We start from the raw sequence: 26,875 nt of genomic DNA on the forward strand, positions 1-26,875 counted from the left end.
AACTATGCATATGGCGATGTCAGAACCGTCTTATTTGGCTGCATGGGAAAATGGCACCCTGCTAAAACGCATCAAGCAAGCACTGTCGGCGCTGACGCACTGCACCCTATGCCCACGGCGCTGCAAGGTCGATCGCACCCAGAATGAAACCGGGTATTGCCAAACCGGTCGGCTGGCCAAGGTGGCCTCCTTTAACGCCCATTTTGGCGAAGAAGCACCACTTGTGGGGAAAAACGGATCGGGCACGATCTTCTTTTCCCATTGCAACTTACTGTGTAATTTTTGTCAGAATTTTGAAATCAGCCATCATGGTGAGGGTCAGCTTGTCTCTGACGACACACTGGCCCAGATCATGCTGCAGTTGCAGCACATGGGATGTCACAACATCAATTTTGTCACCCCGTCGCATGTGGTCCCTCAGATTCTTAGCGCCGTTGGCATTGCCGCAGAAAAGGGGCTGAAATTGCCTTTGGTTTTCAATACCGGTGGTTATGACAATGTATCGACCCTGAAACTGCTCGAGGGAATTGTCGACATCTACATGCCGGACTTCAAATTCTGGGACCCGGCTGTTGCCCAGATGACCTGTAATGCCAAGGATTACCCCGAGATTGCGCGCAAAGCGTTAGTGGAAATGCATCGTCAGGTGGGTGATTTGCGTATTGACGATCGCAGCGGGCTGGCTTACAAAGGACTTCTCGTCCGCCATCTGGTTCTTCCCGATGGGCTCGCCGGGACAGCTCAGGTGATGCACTTTATTGCCCAATCCCTATCCCGGGACACGTATGTCAATGTCATGGCCCAGTATCGCCCTTGCGGCAAGGCGGCAACAGTGGCGTCACTGGCCGCACCCCTTTCGACGGATGCCTACACCCAAGCCGTGGCAGAGGCCAAGGCCGCAGGAATCACCCGTCTGGACAAGCCAAGGCGGGTGTTTCAATTGTATTAACGATCTAGACATGTTTAATCGATACTCACCATTTATTGCGGGGGTTGCATGAAACGAATTTTCTTTGTTGGGGTAATGATCTTTCTGTTCAGTACGACTTGTGCAACGGCAGCCGATGGGCCGGTGCGGGTCAAGCTCATCACTCAAAAAGGAGACATCATCATTGAATTGAATGCCACGGCCGCGCCGAAAACCGTGGAGAACTTTCTTGCCTACGTCAATTCCGGTTTTTATGACGGCACGATTTTTCATCGGGTGATTAAAGAATTCATGATCCAAGGCGGTGGGTTTGATGCCGACATGCAGCGCAAATCCACCCGTCCGCCCATTATCAACGAGGCCGACAACGGGCTTTCCAACCGTATCGGCACCATTGCCATGGCGCGCACGCCGGATCCGCATTCGGCCAGCGCTCAGTTTTTCATCAACGTCAAGGACAATCTCTTTTTGGATCACCGCGCGAAAACGGCTCAAGGCTGGGGGTACTGCGTATTTGGCAAGGTGGTCGGCGGCATGGATGTGGTCCACGCCATTGAAAATGTCCCTACGACCATGCGCGCTGGAATGCGGGATGTTCCGCAAACACCGGTGCAGATCGTCAAGGCCGAGGTGGTCAAAGCGCCTGTGACCAAAACGGCCGAATAGCGCAAGCGCGGCAAGTGATTTGAGGATGGCCGAATCGGGGTAAAAAACGGCTGTTTCAAAGGAAGCCGATTTGAAGCTTGACAAGCAGGGACGGACTGACTTAGCGTGGAACTATACGTTCTTTCTGCCAATGCTTGCCTTTCCTTATCGCTCCAGTGAATTGCCACAAACCGTGAATGTATATTCTTTCAATCTGTTTTTTGGCAAACAGGTGTGGGATAGCAGAGGGTTTAAACCAACGACAGCGTTCTTTTACCCCGAAATGGCCATCCACTTCACGATGGGTGTGAAGCGATGACCTGCACAATTGGCTCCTCTACCGGTCAATCAACATAGAGGAAGCGCTTTGCCATCATCGTTACGGATTCGAAAAAGCGCACCGTCCTCCCCACCATAAACCCGCTGCCGGGCTCTGGCGGCGGCCATTAAGGGTGCCACCTGGACATCCACATAATCGTACACCCGGGCCCTGGCCTTGTGACGGGATGGACGCAGGATACGGCCCAGGTACTGCGTCACCCGCCCGCTGAAACGAATGGGGGTGGCCAGAAACAGCGTGGACAGATCAGGGCAGTCAAACCCTTCGCCGATCAGCTGTCCCGTGGCGATCAGGATGTTGACCTGCCCCTTTTGAATCTTTTCCATGACTTGTTTGCGCGCCTCATCACTCAGGTCACCGGTCAGACGCTCCGATTCCAGGCCGTGTTTATAGCGCAGGATACTTTGCAGAGTTTCACAGTGTTTCTTGCGGTCCGAAAGCACCAGACAAATTCCCTCACCGCTCCGGGCTTCTTTTTCCACATCCTCTGCAATCAGATGGTTGCGCGCATCATCGGTGGTCAATTCCGATAACATCCGCGAATAGTCGTTGACCGGATCAAAGTAGGGCTCGAAACTGGTCGGCCGCAAAACCACATCCGCTTTTAGGATATGGCCCTTTTGTTCCAATTGGGCTTTGTTGACCTCGTGATTCACATCCCCCAGATACCAGAAGATCAGTCTGGACAATTTGTCCCGTCTCCAGGGGGTTGCCGACAGCCCCAGCATATAGCGAGCATCAAAGGCCGTGACAGCCTCGGTAAACGTACGGCTGGGCGCACGATGGCATTCGTCCACGACAATGTGCCCGATCAGGGGGGCTACCTGGTCGGTCATGCGGTACAAGGTTTGAACCAGGGCCACGGTAATCCGGTCTCCCATACGCTTTTTCCCGGCACCGAGCAGGCCCACTTGATCGGCCGGGATGCCGAGGAACTGTTCGATGCGCTGAATCCATTGATGGGCAAGGTCCTTGGTATGGACAATGATGATGGTCGGCTGCCTTCGTTGGGCGATCAGATACAGCCCCATGATGGTTTTCCCGCTGCCCGTGGGTGCACTCAGCGTGCCGAATTCCCGTTTAAGCATGGCCTCCACGGCAACGGTTTGAAATGATTTCAGGCTGCCGGTAAAGTCAAAAGAAACGGCCGGCAATTGCCGCCGCTGATCATCGATGGTGTATGCAATGTGCTCCCGGTTAAGCAGCCGGATGAGCTGGCGGGCGTATCCGCGGGGAATGATGATGCCCTGTTTCCCAAAACGCCGATAAAAGCGAAGTGTCTTTTTGGTTCCCCGGTTCCATCGTCCCATGCGCTCATTTTCCAGCCATTTGGGATTGAGCATCTGAAAGTGCCGGGTCAGCGTCTGCATGAGATCACCGGGCACACCACTGAGCTTCATAGAGGATGCCATGGTGATCTTCAATTCACCTTTTGGCGGGCTTGCTTTACACAAAACGGGCGTCTTAATAAAAAAAGTGCAGGTAAAGGGGAATCATGAAAACAATCAGGATCAGGATGCCCGGGACGGTAAAATAAGGCGTATACCATGGTTTTCTGGCGATTTTGGCTTTTTTTGCTTCCGAAAGAAACCAGTTTCCCAAGGCAAATGATGCAAGAAGAATCGGAATGGCTTTGAGGATCGTCATTTTTTTACGTTTCTCCAGTTGGCAATCAGGGGCAGCAACTGATTTTTAGTTGTCCTGCCATTTTCAATATTGATTTTTAAAAAATAGCTATATTAACCAAGTCGATTCCAGCTGTCAAAAGTATAAATTTCATTTGCCCCACATCTATGTTTGAAACATTGAACAGTTGAAAATGGAATGGGATCACTTTTTAGTAAATGACGATAAAGGCAGGAAACCGATGGGATAGTTATTTTTCTTGCATAATCAGCCGGCTGGTAATCAATCCATGGAAAAAACCACCGTCTGCACCGGAAAACCGCCACCCCAGGTGAACAAGACATGATCCGCAAACGGCAATGCGCCACACATACCCGTTAAACCAGGTAAACTCCGATGAAGCGCGCCCAATATAGCCGCACCCCATGGCATCGTGATAGCAGCCGATTTCAAAAATAATTCCATCCGGATTGGCGAAGGTGTGAATATGGGCGCCGTTGATCATGCGATGTTCGGACGCAAAAGTGATGGTATGCAAACATTGCCGGCAGACAATCACGTTGGCGGTGTCTTCCTCCGGCTCATCGCTGGTCGAGGTATACGTGTGACGTCCCGGTTCGCCCGGCTGGTCATGCCATTTAAGCAGATCCAGGCACCGGTTCTCAAAAAATGGTGGCGGCTGACAGTCGCCAGCCGGCAAGATTGGCATATTCATTTTTGTCTGCCGATTTGCGGCTTGCATGGCAGGTAAGTCAATGGGAAACGACTCAACAAAAGTATTAATTGACCGTACGGTCCACCCGTTCTTTCAACTCTTTTCCGCACCTGAAAAATGGCAGGCGTTTGGATTTGACCATGACCGATTCGCCGGTTTTTGGATTTCTGCCTTTATACGAGCCATAGTTTTTTACAAATATGCTTCCAAAGCCCCTAATTTCGACCCGGTCGCCTCTGACCAATGCATTGGTCATTTCACCAAAAAAAAGATCGATGATTCGTTCGGCTTTTTCCCGCGTGAAACCATTCTTTCTTTTCAGTGCTTCAATCAGGTCTCCCTTGTTCATGTGCCCCCTCCCCTTGGTATCATGAATTATATCAAGATCGTATAGATTTATCTGCAGGTTGTCAACACTAGGATTGGCTGAATCCGGCTTTTCCCCCCAGTAAAAGATGATCCATACGGCACAGCGCATTCCCTCAGCCATCGACCGGCTTGGCCCCAAAAACAGGCGCGGGTTGTTACAGACCGCTCTGCCGATGAATTTTACGCTGCAGTGCTGTTCGAAATGCGGCCTGTGTACCATAAATGATCAACCGCTTGCTGGCACGGGTGGCCGCGGTATAGATGATCTCACGGGTGAGCAGCCGATGTCCTGAATCCTCGGGAAGAATCAGGAGGGTGTCGTCAAACTCCGAGCCCTGGCTTTTATGGACGGTCATGGCAAAAGCAAGCTCCCAGTCCGTCAGCCCCGAGGCGGGAAAGGAGGCGACCCCGTTGCCCCGCCTGAACCAGGCACGATAGCCGCCAGCGTCAGGTTGCCTCAGCACCATGCCCACATCACCGTTGAACAGTTTCCGGTCGTAATCGTTGCGTGTGATCATGATCATGGCGCCGTTAAACAATTGGCTGTGGGGACTTGTATCCGGATCCAGGTGCGACTTTAATGCGGTTGCAATCCGGTTGTTGATCCAGCGCATACCGGCCGGACCATGCCGGACCACGGTCAGGATGCGACTGCGGTGGATAAATCCAAATAATTGATCGATCCGCTGTGCATACGCCTTGCTATTAACCGATAGCGCGGCCAATTGGTTCACCCCGTCCACATAGCTGTAATGGTGGTCGTCGGTCGGCAGAAAAAAATGATGCCATGTCCAAAGATCCACGTGCCGGTTCAGTCGGTCTATATCCGTAGCGGCCACAAAGGACCAATTACCGACCGGTTGGGCAAGGGCCTCGGAAAATGCAACGGAATGCAAACCAACAGATGCACCGGCGTTGATCGACTGGGCCAGCGCCAGTAATTTTCCGGCGGATCGGTAAACACGCTGAAGCACCACCAAGTGATCGGCCATGGCGGGGGCGGCCGCCGCGCTGATATCAGCCAGCACGGACCCAGCTTCCACCGATGGCAACTGATCCTTGTCGCCGATCAGAATCACCTTGGTAAGCGAAGGATCAATCGCCTGAAAGAGATGGTCCATCATGACCACATCGACCATGGAGACTTCGTCCACGGCGATCACATCCGCTGCCAGGCGGTTGTGTTCATCGTGCAAAAAACCACCCCGGTACCTGCTGTAAATCAACAATTTGTGCAACGTGGACCCAACAAGTTGTTCGAGCCTTTGCTCGTCAGGGTCCAACCGGCCAATACTTGCCAGGTTGACATGCAAGGCTTCGGTCATGCGTTGGGCAGCCCTGCCCGTGGGAGCGGCCAGCAAAATGCGACCGGGATCCGTACCGGTCTGTACCAACGCCCGCAAAATGTTTGTCAAAAGAGATGTTTTTCCGGTTCCCGGACCTCCGGAAATAATCAACAGTGAATGGGTCAACGCCGCTCGGATGGCATCGATTTGATCGGTGTCCTTGTCAATGGGCGCGCTACCGGCACTTTTGCGGATTACCCGCGTTTCCTGGTAAAGACCATCGATTACCTGTTTGATGGTCCGGCCATCGGGGAGCACCCTTTTTTGGCGTGGCGCCAGCATCATTTTCAAGCGGTGCTTGAGACGCTGTTCGTGGTAGTGAAACTTTTGAAAATACAGCAGCCGCTTACCGGACCGAGAGTCAAGCACCAGGGGCTTGAAATCCCCGTTGGCCTTGCGGTCGATCAGATGGTCATACGCCCCTTGGTCCAACCGGCAGATGAATTGCATGATCTGATCATGAAGCGCTGCGTCTTTGGCAATCGCCTGGTCGAGGGGCCGGCGGTCCAGCGCCAGACACAGACTCCCCTGGCTTAAAGCGGCAAACATCAACGCCAAAATCGCGGCCAGGCCTGGATCACCGGCACTTTTTGCATGACGCAGCAGGTCGTCAATGGTCATCCGGTCCAAATCCGAAAGGTCCAGCTGTTCAGAAAGCATGCTCAGCCGGTTTTCGTCCACGGCCAGGCCTGGATCAGGGAGATGGTGATGGGTCATCTTAAGCAAACGTCCTTGTTTTTACCTTATTCGGCAACGCTAAGCGTGGAGTTTTTTAGTGCCATCATGCCGCAGCGCCTGTTTTTCTACCAATGGATGCGGGCAATCCGTTGCCGGATCGTTTTTTCCAACGCCTCAACCGGCAGCAATTGCGCTGGGGGAACATGGAACACGCCGTCGCTTTGATCTTGCCCATCCAGGCCCCGGATAAACAAATAAAAAACACCGCCAAAATGGCGATACGGGTCAAAGCCATCGCCCATTTTCTGTTTCAACCAGCGCAATGTACTCAGGCTGTACAACTGGTATTGCAAATCATAGCCGGCGGCTTCCATTTCCATTTGCATGGCGTCTTGCCGGTATCCCTGAGAAAGGCGGTTGGACTTCCAGTCGGCAATATAGAATCGATCCTTCCAGGCAAACACCAGATCGATGAATCCGCGCACGACCATCTCCCGGCATGGCCCTTTGTCCAAGCCGCATTCTTTCGCCCCTTCTGACCTTTCGAACGATTCGGCCAGGGGAAAATAAAATTCAATCTCGTGCCGACGCTGGGCCGGGGTAAGCTGTCCCAACCGAAACACCTGATCATCCACAGCAATGGGTCGCCGAAGGGTTTGAGCGACAATGCGGCTGATGCAAGGCGCCCATCGCATATCGATGCGGTAGTGGGCCATCGCATCTTCAACCACCCTTTGCAGACGATCATCTTCCAGAATATCTGCCGGTCCGTTCAGCACCGCCTGGAAATCAATGGTCTCAAAAATGTGATGAAACATGGATCCCATGCCGGTACCGCCCGGCAGGTCATCCAATGCATGGCGCTCAACCGGCTGCGTGGCAAGGCCGGTGGCAGGCTCGTCATCGTCACGCATTATCTCATCAATCAGGCTGAACGCCTCTGTTGGGTCAAACCGTCCATGCCCCCCGCTCATCCGGTGGCCGATACTGGAAAACGACTCCAGGGCGATTTTACGGTGCCGGAAATCATCTGGCGCCGGAATCAGCCGGTCGGCCGGCAAGGCCATGGCAGATGGACGATTCATGGCAGCATCATCGGTTACAGCATTGTCCGTCGGCAGCGGCGCTTGGCAATGCAGCCATCCTTCCGGCGGCCGATCCGCGCTGACCGGTTCAAAAGCATTGTGGATACTGCGGCTAACAAAGGTACAGATGGGACCGATCCAGCCATGATTGCGGTCATCCGGGTAAAATGGGACGTAAACCTTGGCCCGTGCGCGGGTCAAGGCAACGTAATAAAGGCGTTTTTGTTCATCCTCAAATTCCTGTCGGGCCCGGGCCATCCCCGAGCGGCCCGTCAGATCGACGATTTTGCGACATCCTTTTTGCGGATTGTTGGTGTCGATGCTGTGGTAGACTTGCACACCGCCAAAGGCGCGCATGGTCAGTCCACCGGCAATGAATACCACTGGGAATTCCAGCCCTTTGCTCACATGCATGGTTAAAATCTGCACCTTGTCGCCTTCATCTTCGATCTGGTGAATGTCGGCATCGGCGCCCGACGCACTGCCAGTCAGCCTCAGTTTGTCCAGATGCCCCACCAAGGTGCCAGCGTCCATATTTTTAGCATAGGCCGTGGTTTCCAAATAATCGAACAACTGCTGAAAATTGGTCCGGGTGCGATCCCAGCCCGGGTCCGTACAATGCCGGGCAATCATCCCGGATTCTTCCATCAAGGATTGAAACAAAAGCCCCCAACGGCGCTTTGCCGCCGTTTTTTGCCAGCGGTCCAACAGCTGCTGGCTGAGGTGATCGGCGGGCAGCTCCGCCCATGCGCTTAAGGTTTGCGGGGAAATGTCAAAAAACGGCGTCAGCAGCGCCAGCTTGACCGTTGGCCCATGCTGGGGATTCAGCACGGCTTTCAACATGATGCTCAGCAAGTGAGCCTGCGGGCATTGGAACAAACCGGGCTGGCGATAGTACGTGTAGGGGATCGCGCTTTTGATGAGCCGGGCTTCCAGAGACATAAATTCTGTCTGGCTTCGGACCAGGATGGCGATGTCACTGTAGTTCAATGGGTAAGATGCACCCTTTTTGTCCTTGATGCGGATCTTGGCCGTATGGACCAGAAAGCGGATTTCCCTGCAGATAAACCGGGCCAGCACGTCTTTGGCCTCCAACTGGCTGTCCACAGGGCTCAGATCAATGACATTCAGCGCCGGCCGCCCGGATCGATCCGCTTGAAGAGTCAGCGGCAGGGCGTCTTCGGGCGGTGAATCCGCCGCCGGGTAACCGATCTCAAACGGTCCTTTGCCGGTCGCTGCACCAAACCAGTCATCCTTCCCGAAAATTCGGTTAAACCCATCGACCATGGCCGACACACTGCGCCAGTTGACGTTCAACCGGTATAGATGGGCCTGTTTCTTCGCCGCCAATTGAACCATGGTTTGCCTGGCGGTCAGGTAGGTAAAGATATCGGCACCGCGGAATCCATAGATTGCCTGCTTGGGATCACCGATCAAAAACAGGCGATTGGTGGTGCCGGCCTCCATGAAAAGCCTGTTAAATATGCGCCACTGCAAGTCATCGGTATCCTGGAATTCGTCGACAAAGGCCACTCGATAGCGGGCCCGGATTTTTTCGACACCCGCCTCGGCTCCCGGTGCGGTGAGAAAATCCGCCACGCGGGTGAGCATATCCTGATAACTGATCCATCCATGACGATCTTTGACGCTGCGGACATCACGGCGCAATTGGTCCAATGCGCTCAAGGTGAGCAGATGGGATGCGGTGACGCACAACTGGGTCAGTTCATTCACGTGGTCTTTGATCTGATTCAGATGCGGGCATACATCAAGGTTTTCCCCGGCCTTGAGCCATTTTGTCGGCATCAGGCTATCAAAGGGCATGCTTTTCAAGCCAGAGCGTGGAATCAAGGTTTGCATGAATGCAAATACCGGAGCAAGCGTCCATCCATTCTCATTGATCTGGTCCAGGCATTGCTCAAGGGGGACGACCAGTTCGCGAATATTTTTTTGTCTGGTGCCCTTGTGGATATTCAGGCGATCGTAGGCCTCTGAAAGTGCCGGCGGTCTTCCAACCAACGCTTTTAGCGCCGCAACTTTCGTTTGTATCGATTGGTACAGGGCGTCCACATCCGTATCGCCGGGATCGGGGATAAGGGTCTCGCGCGATGCATCGCCGCTCAGGCGCAGCGCCAGTTGGACAATGTTGTCAATAAAAGCATCCGGTTGATCAGGAAAATGAGCCAGGGCCAACAGTTCATATAATCGCTCGCCGAATCGCTTGGGCCAGTCCGAGCGAATCTGCTTGCGCAGCAATTTCTCCAACAGCGGGGGGTCATCCATTAATTCCTGCTCGAATAGATTTCCTGTCTCAAATGGAAACTCTCGCAGCAAGGTGTGGCAAAAGCCATGGATGGTAAAAATGGGGGCATTGTCGAAATTATCGAGGCTCTCATGCAGTTTTTTACAAATCGCATCGCAAAGCCCTGGATCCCCATCAAGCGTCTGCTCAATTTTTTGCCGGATCCGTTGTTTGAGCTCACCGGTGGCTTTTTCGGTAAAGGTCACCAGTAAAATATTCTCAAGCTGAAGGTCTGCTTCTTCGACCAATAATCGCACCACCAAATTTTCGATGGTATATGTCTTTCCCGTACCGGCGGAAGCCTCGACCAGGGCATGACATGAAAGATCAATTGCCTGCGGATCGGTTATGGCATCAAAGCCTGTTTTACGGTCGGTAGCCAAAAAAGGAACTTTCTATCAATAGAATCGGTTTATCGCCTAAAGGGTCGGCAGAAATACCCGCAAACGCCGCCGGGCCAAATCCAGGATATTCGGCGGCACCGTGGCGCCATACAGCTGGGCGACCGGATCAAGTGTTTCCTGCATAGCCTCTTGCATGGACTGTGCAAAGGCCTCGGCGTCGACATCGCTCACATCGTCCTGTTTGATATATCGCAACAAGGAGCCCTTCCCAAAAATAGTATCAAAGGGCAGCCAAGCCATGGGGCTGAGGGTAAAAAAATCCTCGACCAACATGTCTAAATAAATTCGGCACGCATCGGGTTTCAGAAGATACGGGTGATCCTGCATATGCTCCCGGTACGCCACATGCACGGTCATGCGTTGCGCGTCCGCCCAAGGATAGGGCTGGCCGGAGGCGGCGACGGCCATTAGCGTTAGCACCGGTGCCAGGACGTATTTATCCGGCTGGCTGGGCTTTTTGCCTGAACCGGTGACGACCAGGCAGTGCCATCGATGGTCTTTTGACTGCCAGATCCACGGCAATCCGCCGCTGATCTGTACCCTGCGCGGCAAGCCTTTGCGTTCAGGATCGGCAGGTGATAGATCAACCGGATTCAAAATCAGCGTTTCCTCCCCGCCATCAATTGTATCGACCATGTCCGATCCCAGTAAAACGGCTGAAAACAGTTTTCTTGCGGATCGCATCTCAAGGATATACGGTAGCAGCGTTGCCCCGCTGGCCCTGACGTCGTCTTGGAGTCTGGATCGATCGTGATCGGCAAATGCACCGGCCGGCACCCGGCTTTTACGGGTCAGATCCGCATAAACAAGGTTGAATTCACCGGTCAGGGTATCGATTGTCGGTTCGCCCTGGCTGCCGGTTAAGCTGTCAACCAGCCAGCGCCTTACCGGTAAACTGCGGATTTCAAAATCCACCGGGAAGCCTGAGGCCAGCGGCTCATCCTCCAGGTCGGCGGTCTCAGCCGTTTGATCAAGGTATTCATCGGCGTCCAAATGATATCGCCCGGCAACAGCTACCGGATCCAGCAAAAAACGCCGCAGCAACCCAATGGTCAAGCTCACGGTGGATGCCGTATCCACCGGTGCCGCAGCAGCAGAAAACGAAAAATCCGGTTCATAGCGCGCAATCACCTTCTGCTCGGCGGATGAAACCGTTGCGCATGCATCGTCCCAGAGACCGCAGCGACGATAGGCACTGATCCGATCCATCGCATTGTAGCTGACCATGACATCGGACCAACTCGTCACCGCATCGGGTACCAGGTAGCGGGTACTGTCAGCCTTGATGGGAATGTGTTGATGTTGAAACGGTTTTCCCCCCAGGATCTGCTGTTCTACATGGCGTTGCAACTGATGCACCACGGAACAGGGGACCAAATCCCGGTCTTTTTGCAGATCGCGTGAGACATAGCTTAAATAAAGCTTTTTTTGTACGGAGATAAGGATTTCCAAAAACAGGTAACGGTTGCGTTCAGCCTGATTGACATCACCGATACGACGTTTGCGGATTCGTAAATCAAGCAGGCTGTCCTTTGTCCGTCCGGGGAAACGCCCCTCCTCCATTCCCATCACATAAACAATTTTAAACGGGATCGGACGCATGGGCATCAATCCGGAAACGGTCACCCCACCGGTCAAATAGTCGCCTTGCCCACCGGTAATGCCCTCCAGATGGGACCGAACGAATGCCCATAAGGCTTCACTGGTAAGCAGTGGCCCCGAGGATGTCTCGTTGATGGCATCATAGAGAACAAAATGATCAAATGCCCGGCTCATGGATTGAAAAACGGTCTTTTCACCACGCATGCCCGGATCAATTTCCATAAACTGATCGATGACCTGGAAAAAGGTGTCCCGCCAGTCTGTCGCGGATTTCGTGCCGGTTTTGAAACGGGCCACCGCCGCATGCAATGCGGAAATGATGGTGCAAAATTTTTCAAGCAGGCGCTGATCACCGGTCGTAATATCCGCATAGGGAACCATGTTGTTGAAGTGGGATTGCCAATGGTCTGCAGCTTGGGCAGGCGGGGTCATGATACGCGATAGCCGCAGACGCTCCAACCCCTGCCGCCAGGAAAAAAGCCCTGCCTCGGGAATGGCCTGATCGTCATCATGCGGGTTTACATATCCATGAAAAATGCCCAGTGCATCCGCCCATTGGATCCAGATGGACAGCGTTTCAGGTGTAATCTGCCAGCGTTGCAAAACACAAGGATTCCTTAAAAAATCAAACACTTCTTTTCTGGAAAACGTGCCACGGGCCAGGTTCATGAAGCTCAGCAGGCCTTGGGCAAAGACACTTTCCATGCTGGCGCTGGCATCCACCAGATTGTAAGCGATGCGTACCGGCTGCTGGCTGAAAACCGAATCCACCACCGGTTTGTAACGCGACATATCCGACACCATGACGGCAATGTCGGTCATGCACAGATCCGCATCCGTCTCCAGATTATAAAGGATGCTGTTGTACACCGTTTCCACTTCACGTCGCAGGCCCGGACAGGCCACGATCTGCAATGAGCTGTCCTGAGGCAGACAGTCCTGACCCGTGTCGGCCGGTGCCCCTAAATCAAGCAGCCTGCCGTGAATCGCGCCCAGCATCGTACTTTCACGCAGGTTAGGAGAAAAGCCGGCATGAAAGTCATAATCGGTCAGTTGACAAAGCAGCCGAATGTTCTCCCGGCCGGGTTTGCCCCAAGCGGAGAGCAATTCATGATCCACAGGAGCAAACAGATCCCCCTCTGCCCACTCCTTTTGACTGAACTTCAAACGGCTGACATTTTTACGGGCAATCCACTTTTTCTCCGCTGGGGTCTGGATGTCTTCCCAGTATTCACGGGACGGGTTAAGGCTATAAATATGAATCTCGTATCCGGCTTTAAGGCGGGACAAAAGCTCAATGTGAAACGGAGAGATCTGGGACAGGCCGAAAAAATGAATATGCGCTAATCGTTGATCGGGGGCGGTTGCATGGGGGCTGGATGGCGCGGGAAACAGACGTCTGGCGTATTCGGTCATGGTAACCAGATTTCGACCGATAACCGGCCTAATTCGCTTTGCCAGGGTGCGTACCTGGTTGTAGAGCCATTGCTGGCAGACCTCCATGGCATCGCTGCTGGTGTGGCCGTCGCACCAGCGCTGAATCATGTCCGAGCGATGGTATTCATATTCCTGAAATAGCCGTGACAGTTCCCCAGCAAGTTGCCAGCAGCGGTTTTCAACATCTGCGCGTGGATGGCCATCATTATGTTTCAAATAACGAAGGATCGGCTCAACAGCTTGCTCTTTGTCATCCAGCGCCATTAAAATAAAAAAAAGCAAAACGTTGCAACCGTCCCTGTCAAGCATAGCGATGTCGGCCGCCTTCTGGGCGGTCAGTGCGCCAATCATTTCCCACAAGCCGTTTTCCAGGTAGGAAAAAGCCACATTCATAAAAACATCGCTATGGCGAGACAGGGTCAGCTTGATCCACTTGGACAGGTTCATGTTGGGCACGATGACCACCGGTGCCTCCAGCACATGCGTATGCGCACTGCCCTCGATGAGATTATTTTGTAATCGCTGTGCCAGCAGCATGAGCTGGTTGCTGAAATAGAGATGGACAGCCATGCTGTTATACCCTGCAATATATATAGTTTATATAATGATTGGAAGCAACTGACGAATCACAGTTGAAATCAAAATAGCAGGACTTATGCGTTTGTCAATTTGGATTTGGCGAAAGAAATAGAGGCTCGGATGGAAAGCGAAGTGAAAACGTGCGCACATCTTCCCCTTTGCTGTGAATCTTTGTACGGTCAAGGGGAAAAAATACCGATTCAATATCATCGAACCGCTTGCCGATGGGAAAAGTCCACGGCAAAGCCAAGGGAATGAGCCTGGTCATTCCCCCAATAAGCCCTTTATGTTCAAAAAAGCGGATTCTGCTATCGCATTGATAATGACTGATTGGGTAGTTAATCCGCCATGATATCCGTGAGCACTTCCGTGACGACATCCCTGCAATGATCGCCACCGATAAGCTCTATTTGACCTGAGTTTTTGTTGTATTTGACACGACAGCCAAATTCCTGAACCATGCTGTCTGTAATTTTAGCCACCACTTCGATTGTTTCATTTTTTTGTTTGATGCTAAACGGACTCATTAAATAATTTCCTCCATACTCAATGGATCTTCTGTTTCGCATTGGGTTCGAAGAAAAAGCAGTGAATGTGAATGCTCATCTTCATTATCATGTTCATCATTTCATCTCATATGGAAGCATGGGATATGCCATGATCGTAGTTTAGTCGTTTTCATTTGATTTTAAAAGCATAATTTTTAAATGTGATTCATTTTTTAGTGCCAAATTGAGAACTTTTTTCCACCGCAGTGGGAAAAATAGTTCTCAAACCCCCTGATAATCCAATGAATCACCAATGCATAGAGGCTGTTTAAAAAGCACTGGATATTTTGAAGATGAGGTTGCCGTTGAGGTATTCAGGGCCACCAATAAAAAGACTGCCCCGGTTGAGGAGTTGGAGGGTGGTTTGCAAAATGATTTGATTCTTCTTAGATATGCGCATGTCCATCCTTGCACGGTCACCGTGGATGTCCTTGAGGGTAATGTTCAACTCATGCTCGCCAGGCAGTGAAACCGATCCGGACTGGTCCGTTTCCAGCGTAAGCGACTCTCCGCCAAGTTGACGGTATGAGGTATAGTTGAAGATGGATCGCAAATCGACGATTTCAGGTTCCAGTTTTGGGTCAATGGTGGTGTCATCGCGTGCCGCAAGAACGGAGACCACGGTGATCCGGCAGCTGTCCGCAGCCAGCGCCGACGCCAGGCCCCCATGCCAAACAACAATCAGGATTGCCGTTAAAACCCGCCAGCAGAACGTTTTAAAGCGCATCATGCTCACTTTCCATGTCCGTGTCCATTTTTTCAGTGAACCAGAAAATGGTTTCTCGTGTGCCAGGGGTCTCGAAAATCATTACCGATGAGACCGATCCTGAAAAGGATTCAATAATCGCACTGGGAACCGGTGCAGGATTGTCGATGTAGTGGGTGTAGATGTAAAAAAGCAAAAAACCGGCAAGTAAAGTGGCCGGGATGATATATTTCATCGCTTCCCAAAAGCCCATAAACGCATTGGGCGGAACATACCGGGGAAGCGTTTTCTTGATGACCTCCTTCTCCAAGGCCACAAAATCGATTGAATCAGCGGCGTCTTGGACCCGCCGCCGAAATGCACGGGTAAAGGCAACGGTTGTGGCGGCCTTCTTTCGACATACGGTACAATCTTTTAAGTGAGCATTCATCCACTCACTTTCATTCTCCCCAAGCTCGCCGTCCAGATAGAGATTCAGCCGGACATCATCGCAGCTTTTTGAGAAAGGATCGCTCATTTTTCTGATGCCTCCCTCTCCGTCGGTTCTAACATCGACCTCAATTGCTGCCTGGCATGAAATAATCGCGACCTTACCGTTCCCACTTTAATCCCGGTGACGTAAGCAATCTCCTCGTAGGAAAGATCCTCGATTTCCCGCAACACAAATACGGTTCGGACCGGATCGGATAGTTTTTTCAAGGTCTGGTCGATCAGCAGGCGTGTTTGTTCGTTGGCCGCATGGTTGTCGTTCGAAGACAAGTCGCTTTCCGGCGCATTTGTGCCTTTTTTCTGGCGATGGACGCCAACTCTTTTCAACCAATGAAAGCGGCGGAACCACCGCCTTTTCAAATTGAGGCAACACTCAACCGTAATTCGTTGCAACCAGGTTGAAAGGGATGCCCCCCCCCGAAAATCAAGGATACTGCGATACACTTGAAAGAAAACGTCCTGAACGATACGCCGACTTTCTTGGGCGTCCAGGGTGATCCCGAAAGCAACGGAAAATATCTTGGCCCGAAACCGCCGCACCAACAATTGAAATGCCCACTCATCGCCGCGTTGCAGACGAACGATCAGCTCCTCATCGTGGACGATTCGATTTTGTATGGCTTTAGACACCGGTTACCACAAAACCTTCATTTTTATAGGTTAAAACATCACTCAATTACCCAAAAACCGATTGGAAAGGTTTAGCTACAGACCTTAAAAGAATCCAAGAGAATTGATAAGGCACTTACGATCTTTTTGTAAGTGCCTTATTTTATGTGGTGCCTAGGGCCGGAATCGAACCGGCACGAGGTTAAACCTCGAGGGATTTTAAGTCCGAAAACGGCCATTTTAACATCACTTCATTTATGTTCATATTAGTTCAGCAACAATAAATATCATGTTGACTAAACAGCATGTTACAGGCTATAACAACTTCACATAAGTTCACTGAAAAACATCCTATGTAACACCGAATCCTTGTACAGGGCTTGTACAAAAAAGGCCCGAGGGATTTTTTAACAGGCATCGAAAAGGGGCATCGATGGCGAAATGGATATCACTAAAAAATGCTGATGGCAAGGGTGGAGTGCGTTACCGTGAACATAAAACCCGAAAGCATGGTGCCGTGCCGGATAGGTATTATGTGATTGCCTATTGGTGGCAGGGCAAGACAATATCCGAGGCGGTCGGCTGGGCATCGGAAAAGTGGACCCCGACGAAATGCTTTGACCTGCTGGCCGAGGTCAAACACAACCAGAAAAATGGATCAGGCCCTTGTACACTGGCCGAGCTTCGCAAGGCATGGGAAAACGAGCGCGAGAATGCCAAGAAACGCGAGGAAGCCGAAGCCCTGAGCCTGGACGACTATTGGCCGACCTATTACGGATACGCCAAAATAACCAAAAAATCGAACTCGTACGATAAAGAAGAAAGCCATTTTCGCCTGTATCTATCCCCCACCATGGGTAAAGTACCCCTTCGAAAAATCGGAATCCTTCAATGGGATCTGTTGGTTGAAACACTCAACAAAGCCAAATTGTCAAAACGGTCAATCGAGTACATTACCGGTACCCTACGCCGGGTGTTGAAACATGCTTATCACCGGGCACTTGTGGACAACCCCCCACCGACCGGCAAACGTATAGGCGCTACCGGTCCGGGTAGCAGCAACCGGCGCCTTCGAGTTATCAGCCACGACGAAGCCGACGCGATTCTCACCGAGGTCAAAAAACTGGATACACGCGCATGGGAGATCACCCGTTTTGCATTTTTGACCGGTTGCAGGGCATCAGAAGCATTCAATCTGAAATGGCGCGATATCGACCGCAACCGGATGGTGTTGGTATTTCCAGAAACGAAAAACAGGGACAACCGCCAAATTCCTTTGACGCCGGCCATCATCGACCTCTTGAACGAATTGCCCGAGGGTGATCTGGATGAACCGGTCTTTAAAAAACAGGATGGCACCCCCCACCGTGAGGCACCCTACTCTTTTCGAACCGCCGTTGACAATTTAGAATTGAACAACGGCCGATCCAAACGAGACCGGGTAAGTTTTCACAGCATCCGGCACACCGTGGCCACCGAACTGGCTAAAAAATTGAATCCACGAGACCTGATGGACATCATGGGGTGGCGTACGGTTCAAATGGCGATGCGGTATGTCCACGCCAATGAAAACGCAAAGACAAGCGCTCTAGCTGGTCTGCATAGATCCATGGATAGGAAAGAGGCATCGGCAAAGATCATTCCATTGGTAAAAACCAAATAGGTGGAAAAATGAACAAACAGGAACGCCTAAAAGAGCTTAAAGCAAATGAAAATCGAAATCAGATACAGCTTGAGGTCATGGACGAATTGCCACAGACATTAGCATTCGGGTATTTGGATGATCCTGAATATTTTGAAGACGGCTTAGAATCACTCAAAGAAATGCACAGACTGGCGCCGGGACAGCTCAGGGGCATGACTGTGGTTCAATATCTATTAGAACAATTCGAACACGACGTTAGATTACACGATCCATACCCTCACCAATGGGATAATGAAGACCGAATTGAAAATGCGATTACATATCTCAGCATCATGTCAAAGGAAGATAGTACCGGAGATGTAGATGATGTTGTTATAAATACCATGCGGTTGATGATTAACTTATTCAACCTTGAATCATATAAACTGATGGGTGAGGCGATAAAAAACCGCATCGCCATCAAGCTTAGAAGCCCAAAAAAAATTCGAAGAAACGATGCTATAAAAGTGGTGATCAGTGGGATATTAAATAAAAAAGGAAATATGACAGCAAGACAGCTTTGGCGGCACTTTAAGCAAAAAAGCGTAAGACACCAAAGAACCGGTGAGGATCTGTATCTGGCTTATTACCCAGAAACAAACCTTGAAATCGAATTCGATTTTGATCACAACGAAAATACCATCATTGAGCGAAGAACTGATAAAAACGGAGTGACAACCATTCAAGATCGAACGTTTGAAACATTTCGAAAAATTGTTCCACAAGCTAAAAAGATGGTCACTTAGTCACTAAGTCACCATATCTCACCTGCTATAAACCTCACATGACATTAACTCAAATCATGTGAGGTTTTTTTATGGAACATCCCAAACCCAATCAAATTGACCTGAGCGCCTTGGCTGAAAAGTGGCCGTCCGGAATTGTCCCACGGGAAAAGGTTGGCGACTTTACCGGCGGTCTCCTATCCCCTGGATACCTGGCCAATTTGGATAGCATCGGTGAAGGACCGGAAAGTTTCCGCATCGGGCGCAAACGTGTTTATTCAGTCCCTGCCCTTATCAAGTGGCTGGAGAAGCGGGCAACGCATATTAAGCCGCGACGTGTTCACCAACATCAAGATCGATAGCGGAAATGTGGAGCGGCACCGATGGCGAAGCGGAAAAGCAATGGCTACGGCAAGGGCTGCCGTTTCTACAAGATCGCCGGCAAAGCCCTTTATGCCGTTGACGATGCCCAGACGTTTCTTGAGTCTTTGTGCGTTGAAACTGCGGTTTGAACTGATTATGGCCGGCGCTGGCCTGGGAAACCAGTGACAAGATGGTGATGACATCCCCCATTATCACCGGCCAATTTTTAAGGGGATTAGGAATGTATCAATTTACAGAAGATTCAGACTTCAAGGCCAGATTCTGGTTCAAAAAGGAATACATCGAAAACATGAATTGGGCGATGCTGCCGAAGAGAGCACAAGCTGTTTACCCGGTTATTTGCTGCCATGTTAATGAAAAAGGCATCGCATTTCCAAGCGAGCGAACCATTGCCATACTATCCGGCGTCAGCGACAAACACGTACGTCTGGGGACCCGTGACCTTGATGGTTTTCCCGGTTTTTCTTGTGAGTATTACGTCACCGTCCGGGGGAAGCGTGGGAAGCGTTACCCCGTATCCCTGCCGCAAGAGAACAACAGGAACGCATTCCCGTTCCATAGATACCTCCTTGAATCTGGCATGTGGCGGGAGCTGAATCCTGCAGCAAGGGCGCTATACCCAGTAATGCGTTGTTACGGGTATTTCGATTTTGAAGAATACGCCGATCTCGAAGATCTCGACTATAACGACGAGGGTTTGTTTACGGACCGGAAATACGACTTTTGCGAAGCTGACCGTAGCGTCCTTGTTGAAAAATCCGGCATCTCATATCGGTCTTTCAATAGTGCCATCAAGGACCTCATCGACAAAAATCTTGTGAAGCGGCTTGAATACCAGAAGTGGGCCGTTTGCCTTTTCCCATGCAATGAAGAAGGCAAAACGATTTATTTCAAGCGCGACTTTCTCAACAAAAAAGTGATGACATCATATCGCCATGAACGGAAATAACGACCGGTCAAAAGCAAAAAGGACCGGTAATGGGTGGAAATAACGACCGGTCAATAGGAAAAAACGACCAAAAAATAGGAAATAACGACCGGGTAATAGGTATTAAATAGGTTTTTAATAGGGCTTTAATAGGGTTCGCTTTTTGGAAAGCGAACGATGAATCACTCAATCAATGAATGAGGGACTCAATGGCAAATAAACCCCGCAAGTGCTGTGCAGCATTCCCATGTCCCAACCTGGCCGAGCCGGGCAGCGCATACTGCCTGGCTCACCAGCCAGCATCGACACCGGCAACCAAGAAGACCACCGATCCGTTTTACAGTTCAGCACGCTGGCAACGGTATCGCCGATGGTATCGGACCAACCATCCATTGTGCGAGTCCTGCATGGCCAAGGGCAAGACTGTACCCATGGCCGTGGTTGACCATATTGTCCCCATCAAGGACGGTGGCGCCCCCTACGACCCATCGAACACACAAAGCCTATGCCATCGGTGCCACAACCGGAAAACGGGCCAAGAACGAAGCGAGAAGGGGCCACAGGTCTATTCTTATGCAAAAAATCATCGCTAACCTGACGGTTCACACCGTCCGGGCAGTCAGATCGAGAGTTAATTTCTAATGGGAAAACGCGGACCCAAGAGCGCAGCCAAGAAATTTGCAGATAGCCAGAAAGCTGGACCCCATTATCCCGATGGATTCCCATGGGACAGGGCAAAGACCAGGGCAGCAAAAGTCATTGCCTTTATCGAATCCTTACCAATCACCTCCGGCGTTCATGCCGGCCGACCATTTAAGCTTCGCCCATGGCAGAAAAAAATAATCCGGGCCATATACCGCACCGTCCGTAAAAAGAGGGTGGTGCGAACGGCCCTAATCACCATACCCCGCAAAAATGGCAAGTCAGCCCTGGCCGCTGGTCTTGCCCTTTGCCACCTTCTGGGCCCAGAATCCGAGCAACGCGGGCAGGTGTTTTCAGCGGCAGCCGACCGGGAACAGGCCGCAATCATATTTCGGGAAATGGAGGCCATTATCTTTGCTATTCCTGAATTTGAGGAACGGTGTCATATCCAAAGTTTTCACAAGCAAATAACGGATTACGAGACCGGTACCGTTTACCGGGCCATGAGCGCCGATGCACGCAAGGCCCATGGTCTGTCACCGAGTTTTATGATCTATGACGAATTGGCGCAAGCCCGTGACCGTGAATTGTACGACAATCTCGTCACCGGCACCGGCGCCAGGGCCGAACCGCTGATGATAGTTATCAGCACGCAAAGCCCGAATCCACATCATATCATGTCCGAGTTGGTGGACTACGGCGTTTCAATCAATGACGGCACCCTGCCACCAGATCCAGCCTTCCACGCGACGATCTACGCGGCGCCCGATGATGCCGATCCCTGGGATGAAAAGGTCTGGAAGGCCTGTAACCCTGCTTTGGGTGATTTCCGATCATTCCCGGAAATGAAACAGTTTGCGGAACAGGCCAAACGGATACCGACGAAAGAAAACGTTTTCCGCAACCTGTATCTGAATCAACGGGTGGATGCCGAAGCCCGGTTTATCAATTCAACCGACTATGATGGGTGCGTTCGTGAAATTCCCGACCTATCCGGCAGGCCCTGCTATGGTGGTCTGGATTTGTCCAGCACGCAGGACCTGACCGCCTTTGTGCTTTGTTTCCCTCCGATTGAAGAAAATGAACCATACTGGATTTTGCCCTTTGCCTGGGTGCCGTCTGATGCCATCCGGGAACGATCCAAGGCCGACCGGGTGCCATATGATGTATGGCAGAAACAAGGCCACATCGAGCCGATAACGGGCAGTGTGATCGAATACAGGCCAATCCTTGACCGCATCGATGAGCTTGCCCAGAAATATGACCTCCGGGCCGTGGCCTTCGATAGATGGGGGGCATCTCGAGTTATCCAGGACCTCGAAGACGCCGGCATGACCGTTCTGCAATTCGGGCAAGGCTTCGCATCGATGAGCCCACCATGCAAGGAACTGGAAAAGCTGATTCTTGAGCGTGCCATCGGTTTTCCTGAGAACCCGGTCCTCGGATGGTGCGTGGGCAACGTCATTGCCGAGACCGATGCTGCCGGCAACATCAAATTTTCGAAAAAGAAGGCGCCGGAAAAGATTGACCTGGCCGTGGCGCTGGTCATGGCGCTGGATTCGGCGATCAGGAACGCCGTAGAGGAAATAAGCCCAACAATACTATGGACTTGAATTATTTTATTGACTCATTATTAAAAAGGCGATAGATGTAAGAATAATTAAAATCTTATCCATGCAAGGTCGGCCGGCCGAGCATGGACACAAAGAGCGCTGTGCGGGGCCGCATCCCTGCCGGCGCTTTCTTTTTTGAGGTGTTATGAAAAAACACTATCGATTTCAGAAGTTTGAAGCGAAACCAGCCAGCAGCCGAACATTCCGAGCGATTCTATCAACTGAATATCCTGTCAAACGCCACGACGGCAAAGAGATATTAAGCCATGACCCCGGCTCCATCGATCTTTCCCGCCAACCCTTGCCCCTCATCATTTCCCACAACGACCGGTCTTTACCTGTTGGGGTGGTCGAAAACATCCGTATCGAGGATGGCCAGCTGATTGGAGATATACGCATCAGCAAGCATCACCCAGAAATCCTGGGGAACATCGAGGACAAGATTTTTAACAATTTGAGTATTGGTTATACGATCACCCAGCGCCGGCGCATAACGGGTGGTTATCGGGTAACCAAATGGACGCCGTTCGAAGTGTCCCTAGTTGCGGCCGGAGCAGACCCCAACGCCATTATAATGAGAAGTTTAAAAAATTCAGAAATTGAGACGAAAGGACCTAAATCCATGGATTACAACGATCTGCTGAAGGCTAAGAAACGCTGTGTTGAGAAGTTGGCCAACCTGCAAAAAGATGAGAACTTGACCCCTGAGAAGTTCGAGGAAATCGAACGAGAAATGGACGACCTTGACCAGCGCCTGGCCATTGCCGACCGGTTACGTGATGCCAATGAAGACCTGAAGACTCGGGGCAACAATTTCACCCCCGAAATCCATGACAGAAAGGCGCGCGAGATTCGCTTTGAAGGTGTACCGGCTATTGATCGGTCCTACCGGGGCATGTTTGGCGATTATGAGACCGACACCGATGGAATCGACCGATTCCGTGCATCGATGGTCAGTGGCACCCTCTCTGCTGGCGGGTATGCCGTCCCCGATCCGCTGGCGGCCAAGTGGCTTGATACCAGCTTGCCCGATGAAATCGTGAGACCGAGGGCCACCGTCTGGCCGATGACCAGCAAAAGCCGAAGTGTGCCCGGTTGGGACGCGGCCGATATGAGTACCGGTACTTACTTTGGTGGATTCGGGATGGAATTTCTCGGGGAAACCGAGGAAGGCACGAATCAGCGCGGGAAAATGCGGAAGGTGACCTTGCATGCCTGGAAAGGTGCGATTTTCTGCGATGCCAGCAACGAGTTGCTTGATGACGGCATGGGTGTCGGCGCCCAAATCGAAACGGCCATCAGGAAATCCATCAGTTTGGGCATGGATCATTATTTCCTCCGTGGGGCAGGCGCTAACCAACCACTAGGCATCCTTGAAGATTCGGCCCTTGTTTCTGTGGCAAAGGAAACTGATCAAGCCGACGATTCCATCGTTTATGAAAATGTTACCAAAATGTATTCTCGACATTACAATCCGCAACGGGCGGTATGGCTCTGCAATTCGACGTCGATCCCACAACTTGCGGCCATGGTGATCCCCGTAGGAACCGGTGGCTCCCACATCAAGCTTTTAAACGAATCCAACGGAAAGTTCCATATTCTGGGCCGCCCGGTCCTTTTCAGTCCTTCCATGCCTATCCTGGGCGATGCAAACGACATCGTGCTTGCCGATCTGAGTCAGTATGCCATTGGCCTACGAAAAGATATCCGCATGGAACGATCCAACATCCCGCAATGGACAAGCGATCAAATGTCATACCGGGCCATTGTCCGATTTGACGGTCAAGGCACTTGGAATACCTATATCACCCCCCGCAACGGTGATACTTTAAGTTGGGTGGTCGGTCTCGCTGAGCGTGCGTAATCCCATGGATGAGGGGGCCGTTTCCGGCCCTCTTTTACTCACTGGAGAAGTTCTCAAATGAGTATTTTTAATTTTCTAAAGCGCCGTCGTTCGTGGGATAACCTGGATAAGTTTAATGACCAGCCATCATCATCAGGGCAACGGATGAGGGAAAAAGATATCATCGGCATTCCGGCGGTCTATGCCTGTGTCCGGGTGCTGGCCGAGTCCATTGCATCGTTACCCCTTATCACCTACGAGCGCACCGACGAAGGGAAAGACCGAGCCCGTGGCTTTTCGCTTTACGGCCTGTTGCACGATCAACCCAACCCGCTGATGACAAGTTTTGAATTGCGTGAACTCATGGTCGGTCACCTGTGCCTCCGGGGGAACGCCTATTTTCTGATAGAGCGCGATGCCGGCGAGGTGACCGCATTGTGGCCATTGCACCCTGACAAAGTGCACATCGATGTCAAGGGCCGGGATCTGGTCTATGTGTACCAGGGCAACCGTGAGATTAGATACCAGGCCGACGATATCCTTCATGTGAAAGGCCTTTCCTCCGATGGCATCATGGGCTTGTCGCCGATTGCCATTTTCAAAGATACCTTCGGTAATTCCAAAGCAGCGTCCGATTACAGCGCCAATTATTTTAAAAACGATGCATCTCCCGGTGGGATTCTGACCACACCTGCCCGCATGGGGCCGGAGGCGTCCGAGAATCTGCGAAAAGCATGGAATGCAGGCCATCGGGGGAGAAACAACCATCATCGGGTGGCTATCCTTGACAACGATCTAAAATGGCAATCCATCGGGATCAGTCCGCAAGATTCGCAGATGATCGAATCCTTGAAATTTTCCGTGGTGGAGATTGCCCGTATTTTCCGGGTACCCCTGAATCTGGTCATGGATTACGAAAGATCCACATACAGCAACGTCACCGAGCAAAATCGGTCCTTTCTCGTGCACACCCTGCAGCCGTGGTTAACCCGCATTGAACAGGTAATGGCCAAGAGCCTTCTGACGGCATCCGAAAAGAAGTCCTTTTTAATCGAGCACAAGACCGAAGGCTTCCTTCGGGCCGACACCAAAACCCGATATGAGGCCTATGAGATTGGCAAGAGGGCCGGATTCCTGACCACCAACGAGATACGGGCAGCGGAAAACATGAATCCCATTGACGGCGGCGACGAGATCGAAGCCGACTTAAAAAAAAACTCCAGTGAACGGACCCGTGGCATCGACCGCAGGGACCAAATCAGCGCCGAATATCACCCGCGGATCAGGGCAGCGGCTGCCGAGATCGTAAACCAGGAGGCCTCCGAGATCCGGCAGGCCATCACCCGGGGGGACCTGGCCGAATGGCTGGAAAATTTCTATCAAAACGAGATGCCGGCAATCATCGACGAAGCCATGGGGCCGGTCCTTCGGTCCTTTGCCCTGGACACACAGGCAGCGGCCGAAATCGAAGTGGAGGCCGTGAGAGCCGATTTATCGGCATTTATCGCCGAACACATATCCCACTATTCCCAAGGTCATATTTCATCCAGTACGGGGCAGATATCGAGCCTTCTTGAAGATGGAACCACCGAAGACGTTGAAACCCGAGTTGATGAATGGACCGCAGACGATCACCGGGCCGGAAAAATCGCCGACGATCAGACCGCCAAGACATCGAATCTAATTTTCGCTGAGGTGGCCTTCGGTGCCGGGTACCTGATTCGGTCCGTGGCCCGTGGGAAATCCTGTCCATGGTGCAAACAGCTGGATGGTAAAATCATCGGCAGGGGTGGGACCATGCTGGACGCCGGCGAGTGGACCGGCAGCAACGGCAAGAAAATGGCGGTGCGGCGCCCGAAGATCACGCCACCGTACCATCGGGGGTGTGATTGTACCGTAACCCATATCAAACAATAGGGGCCTCCCATGGAACAAGAAACGGCCATCTGTGAAAAATGCCTGAACCGCCATCATTGCAAAAAACCATGTTTTTTTGTCGAGCAGGCCCTTCGGTCTGAAATGGCTTTGCTTATGGAAGATAAGCGAGGCGAAAACACGACCGTGGTCTATTCCATGTGGAACGAAACCCGCCTATCCGATTTCATGCCTGAGGATGAACAACTCGAAAATTCAAAGTACATGGCCGTGGAGCCCGACCAGGAACGTCGGTTGATCCCCGAGGATGAGGTGCCGATCACACCAAAACAATTGCGTACTAAGATTTTTTATGAACGATTTTTCCGGGGTAAGCCAAACAAAGAATTGGCCGAGGAATTAGGCATCTCAACCAACTATTGCAGCGCCATTTATGCCGAATCACGAAAACGGGTTTTAGCCGTGGTCGAGGCCCTGGACGGTCGTGACTATGGATTGACCAACGTTCAAAAATCCAAGTACAGTTTCACCGATGACGAAAAATATTTCCTTCTGGCCAAGGTCTTTGGATTTTCTGTTCGTGAAATATCCAGAATGCCTGGCACACCAGCCCTTGGAACATTGAAGGTAAAAATCAAACGGCTTTACGATCAATACCGCCAAAAATATTTTGATGGTGAAACGGCATAGTGTCTTTTTAAATCCTTGTACAGACCTTGTACAAATACGGAGCTAAATTTTTACATAAAATCTCACACCACCATAATCCCCCA

The 26,875-nt window shown here is 51.5% G+C and carries 24 protein-coding genes; 13 read left to right on the forward strand and 11 right to left on the reverse strand.

All coding sequences use genetic code 11. The annotated features are described in order from the left end of the window. The first annotated feature begins 10 nt into the window (after positions 1-10). From Dvar_RS22735 to Dvar_RS22745, 3 genes are all read left to right on the forward strand, one after another. Positions 11-949: a radical SAM protein gene (locus Dvar_RS22735; RefSeq protein ID WP_419655413.1), complete on the forward strand. Its 939-nt coding sequence runs from the start codon at positions 11-13 to the stop codon at positions 947-949. Positions 950-997: 48 nt separating this feature from the next. Beyond that, entirely contained in the window at positions 998-1,594 is a 597-nt protein-coding gene (locus tag Dvar_RS22740) for a peptidylprolyl isomerase (protein WP_419655414.1), read from the forward strand. Between the two features lie 70 nt (positions 1,595-1,664). After that, positions 1,665-1,892, forward strand: a complete 228-nt coding sequence (locus Dvar_RS22745; RefSeq protein ID WP_419655415.1) for a hypothetical protein — start codon at positions 1,665-1,667, stop codon at positions 1,890-1,892. Between the two features lie 29 nt (positions 1,893-1,921). Here Dvar_RS22745 and Dvar_RS22750 read toward each other — a convergent pair whose 3' ends face one another. The 11 genes from Dvar_RS22750 to Dvar_RS22800 form a co-directional block, all read right to left on the reverse strand. Next, positions 1,922-3,325, reverse strand: a complete 1,404-nt coding sequence (locus tag Dvar_RS22750) for a DEAD/DEAH box helicase (protein WP_419655416.1) — start codon at positions 3,323-3,325, stop codon at positions 1,922-1,924. A gap of 52 nt (positions 3,326-3,377) precedes the next feature. Beyond that, the gene (locus Dvar_RS22755; protein ID WP_419655417.1) at positions 3,378-3,560 is read right to left on the reverse strand and encodes a hypothetical protein; all 183 of its coding nucleotides are present in this window, start codon (positions 3,558-3,560) and stop codon (positions 3,378-3,380) included. A gap of 229 nt (positions 3,561-3,789) precedes the next feature. Further along, a complete protein-coding gene (locus tag Dvar_RS22760; protein WP_419655418.1) occupies positions 3,790-4,254 on the reverse strand; it encodes a cereblon family protein in 465 nt (154 codons plus the stop codon). A gap of 64 nt (positions 4,255-4,318) precedes the next feature. Beyond that, positions 4,319-4,603, reverse strand: a complete 285-nt coding sequence (locus Dvar_RS22765) for an HU family DNA-binding protein (protein ID WP_419655419.1) — start codon at positions 4,601-4,603, stop codon at positions 4,319-4,321. Positions 4,604-4,778: 175 nt separating this feature from the next. Then, positions 4,779-6,686 carry an exodeoxyribonuclease V subunit alpha gene (recD, locus tag Dvar_RS22770; RefSeq protein ID WP_419655420.1) on the reverse strand — a complete coding sequence of 636 codons (1,908 nt, stop codon included), beginning with the start codon at positions 6,684-6,686 and terminating at the stop codon, positions 4,779-4,781. Positions 6,687-6,772: 86 nt separating this feature from the next. Beyond that, a complete protein-coding gene (locus Dvar_RS22775; protein WP_419655421.1) occupies positions 6,773-10,417 on the reverse strand; it encodes a UvrD-helicase domain-containing protein in 3,645 nt (1,214 codons plus the stop codon). Between the two features lie 36 nt (positions 10,418-10,453). Further along, positions 10,454-14,047 carry an exodeoxyribonuclease V subunit gamma gene (locus Dvar_RS22780; RefSeq protein WP_419655422.1) on the reverse strand — a complete coding sequence of 1,198 codons (3,594 nt, stop codon included), beginning with the start codon at positions 14,045-14,047 and terminating at the stop codon, positions 10,454-10,456. 347 nt (positions 14,048-14,394) lie between these two features. Beyond that, entirely contained in the window at positions 14,395-14,583 is a 189-nt protein-coding gene (locus Dvar_RS22785; RefSeq protein ID WP_419655423.1) for a hypothetical protein, read from the reverse strand. A 289-nt stretch (positions 14,584-14,872) separates the two neighbouring features. Then, positions 14,873-15,334, reverse strand: a complete 462-nt coding sequence (locus Dvar_RS22790; RefSeq protein WP_419655424.1) for a hypothetical protein — start codon at positions 15,332-15,334, stop codon at positions 14,873-14,875. Then, a complete protein-coding gene (locus Dvar_RS22795) occupies positions 15,321-15,827 on the reverse strand; it encodes a zf-HC2 domain-containing protein (protein WP_419655425.1) in 507 nt (168 codons plus the stop codon). The genes Dvar_RS22790 and Dvar_RS22795 overlap by 14 nt, the downstream gene beginning before the upstream one ends. Then, a complete protein-coding gene (locus Dvar_RS22800; RefSeq protein WP_419655426.1) occupies positions 15,824-16,429 on the reverse strand; it encodes an RNA polymerase sigma factor in 606 nt (201 codons plus the stop codon). Before Dvar_RS22800 ends, Dvar_RS22795 begins: the two co-directional genes overlap by 4 nt. Positions 16,430-16,841: 412 nt before the next feature. Here Dvar_RS22800 and Dvar_RS22805 point away from each other — a divergent pair, with 412 nt between their 5' ends. The 10 genes from Dvar_RS22805 (at position 16,842) to Dvar_RS22850 (ending at position 26,792) form a co-directional block, all read left to right on the forward strand. Continuing rightward, entirely contained in the window at positions 16,842-18,071 is a 1,230-nt protein-coding gene (locus tag Dvar_RS22805; protein WP_419655427.1) for a tyrosine-type recombinase/integrase, read from the forward strand. Positions 18,072-18,079: 8 nt separating this feature from the next. Beyond that, positions 18,080-18,838, forward strand: a complete 759-nt coding sequence (locus Dvar_RS22810; RefSeq protein ID WP_419655428.1) for a hypothetical protein — start codon at positions 18,080-18,082, stop codon at positions 18,836-18,838. Positions 18,839-18,909: 71 nt separating this feature from the next. After that, positions 18,910-19,179, forward strand: coding sequence for a hypothetical protein (locus Dvar_RS22815; protein WP_419655429.1), 270 nt, complete (start codon positions 18,910-18,912; stop codon positions 19,177-19,179). Positions 19,180-19,200: 21 nt separating this feature from the next. Continuing rightward, positions 19,201-19,329 (forward strand): hypothetical protein, encoded by a 129-nt coding sequence (locus Dvar_RS22820; RefSeq protein ID WP_419655430.1) that lies wholly within the window; start codon positions 19,201-19,203, stop codon positions 19,327-19,329. A gap of 92 nt (positions 19,330-19,421) precedes the next feature. Further along, the gene (locus Dvar_RS22825; RefSeq protein ID WP_419655431.1) at positions 19,422-20,150 is read left to right on the forward strand and encodes a hypothetical protein; all 729 of its coding nucleotides are present in this window, start codon (positions 19,422-19,424) and stop codon (positions 20,148-20,150) included. 188 nt (positions 20,151-20,338) lie between these two features. Continuing rightward, a complete protein-coding gene (locus Dvar_RS22830) occupies positions 20,339-20,722 on the forward strand; it encodes an HNH endonuclease (protein ID WP_419655432.1) in 384 nt (127 codons plus the stop codon). A gap of 48 nt (positions 20,723-20,770) precedes the next feature. Next, positions 20,771-22,384, forward strand: coding sequence for a terminase large subunit (locus tag Dvar_RS22835; protein WP_419655433.1), 1,614 nt, complete (start codon positions 20,771-20,773; stop codon positions 22,382-22,384). Between the two features lie 145 nt (positions 22,385-22,529). Then, positions 22,530-24,248, forward strand: a complete 1,719-nt coding sequence (locus Dvar_RS22840; RefSeq protein ID WP_419655434.1) for a phage major capsid protein — start codon at positions 22,530-22,532, stop codon at positions 24,246-24,248. Positions 24,249-24,392: 144 nt separating this feature from the next. Beyond that, entirely contained in the window at positions 24,393-26,144 is a 1,752-nt protein-coding gene (locus Dvar_RS22845; RefSeq protein ID WP_419655435.1) for a phage portal protein, read from the forward strand. Between the two features lie 9 nt (positions 26,145-26,153). Further along, positions 26,154-26,792, forward strand: coding sequence for a hypothetical protein (locus Dvar_RS22850; protein WP_419655436.1), 639 nt, complete (start codon positions 26,154-26,156; stop codon positions 26,790-26,792). Positions 26,793-26,875: the final 83 nt, after the last annotated feature.

It is taken from the genome of Desulfosarcina variabilis str. Montpellier (assembly GCF_048565275.1).
Classification (GTDB): Bacteria; Desulfobacterota; Desulfobacteria; order Desulfobacterales; family Desulfosarcinaceae; genus Desulfosarcina; species Desulfosarcina variabilis.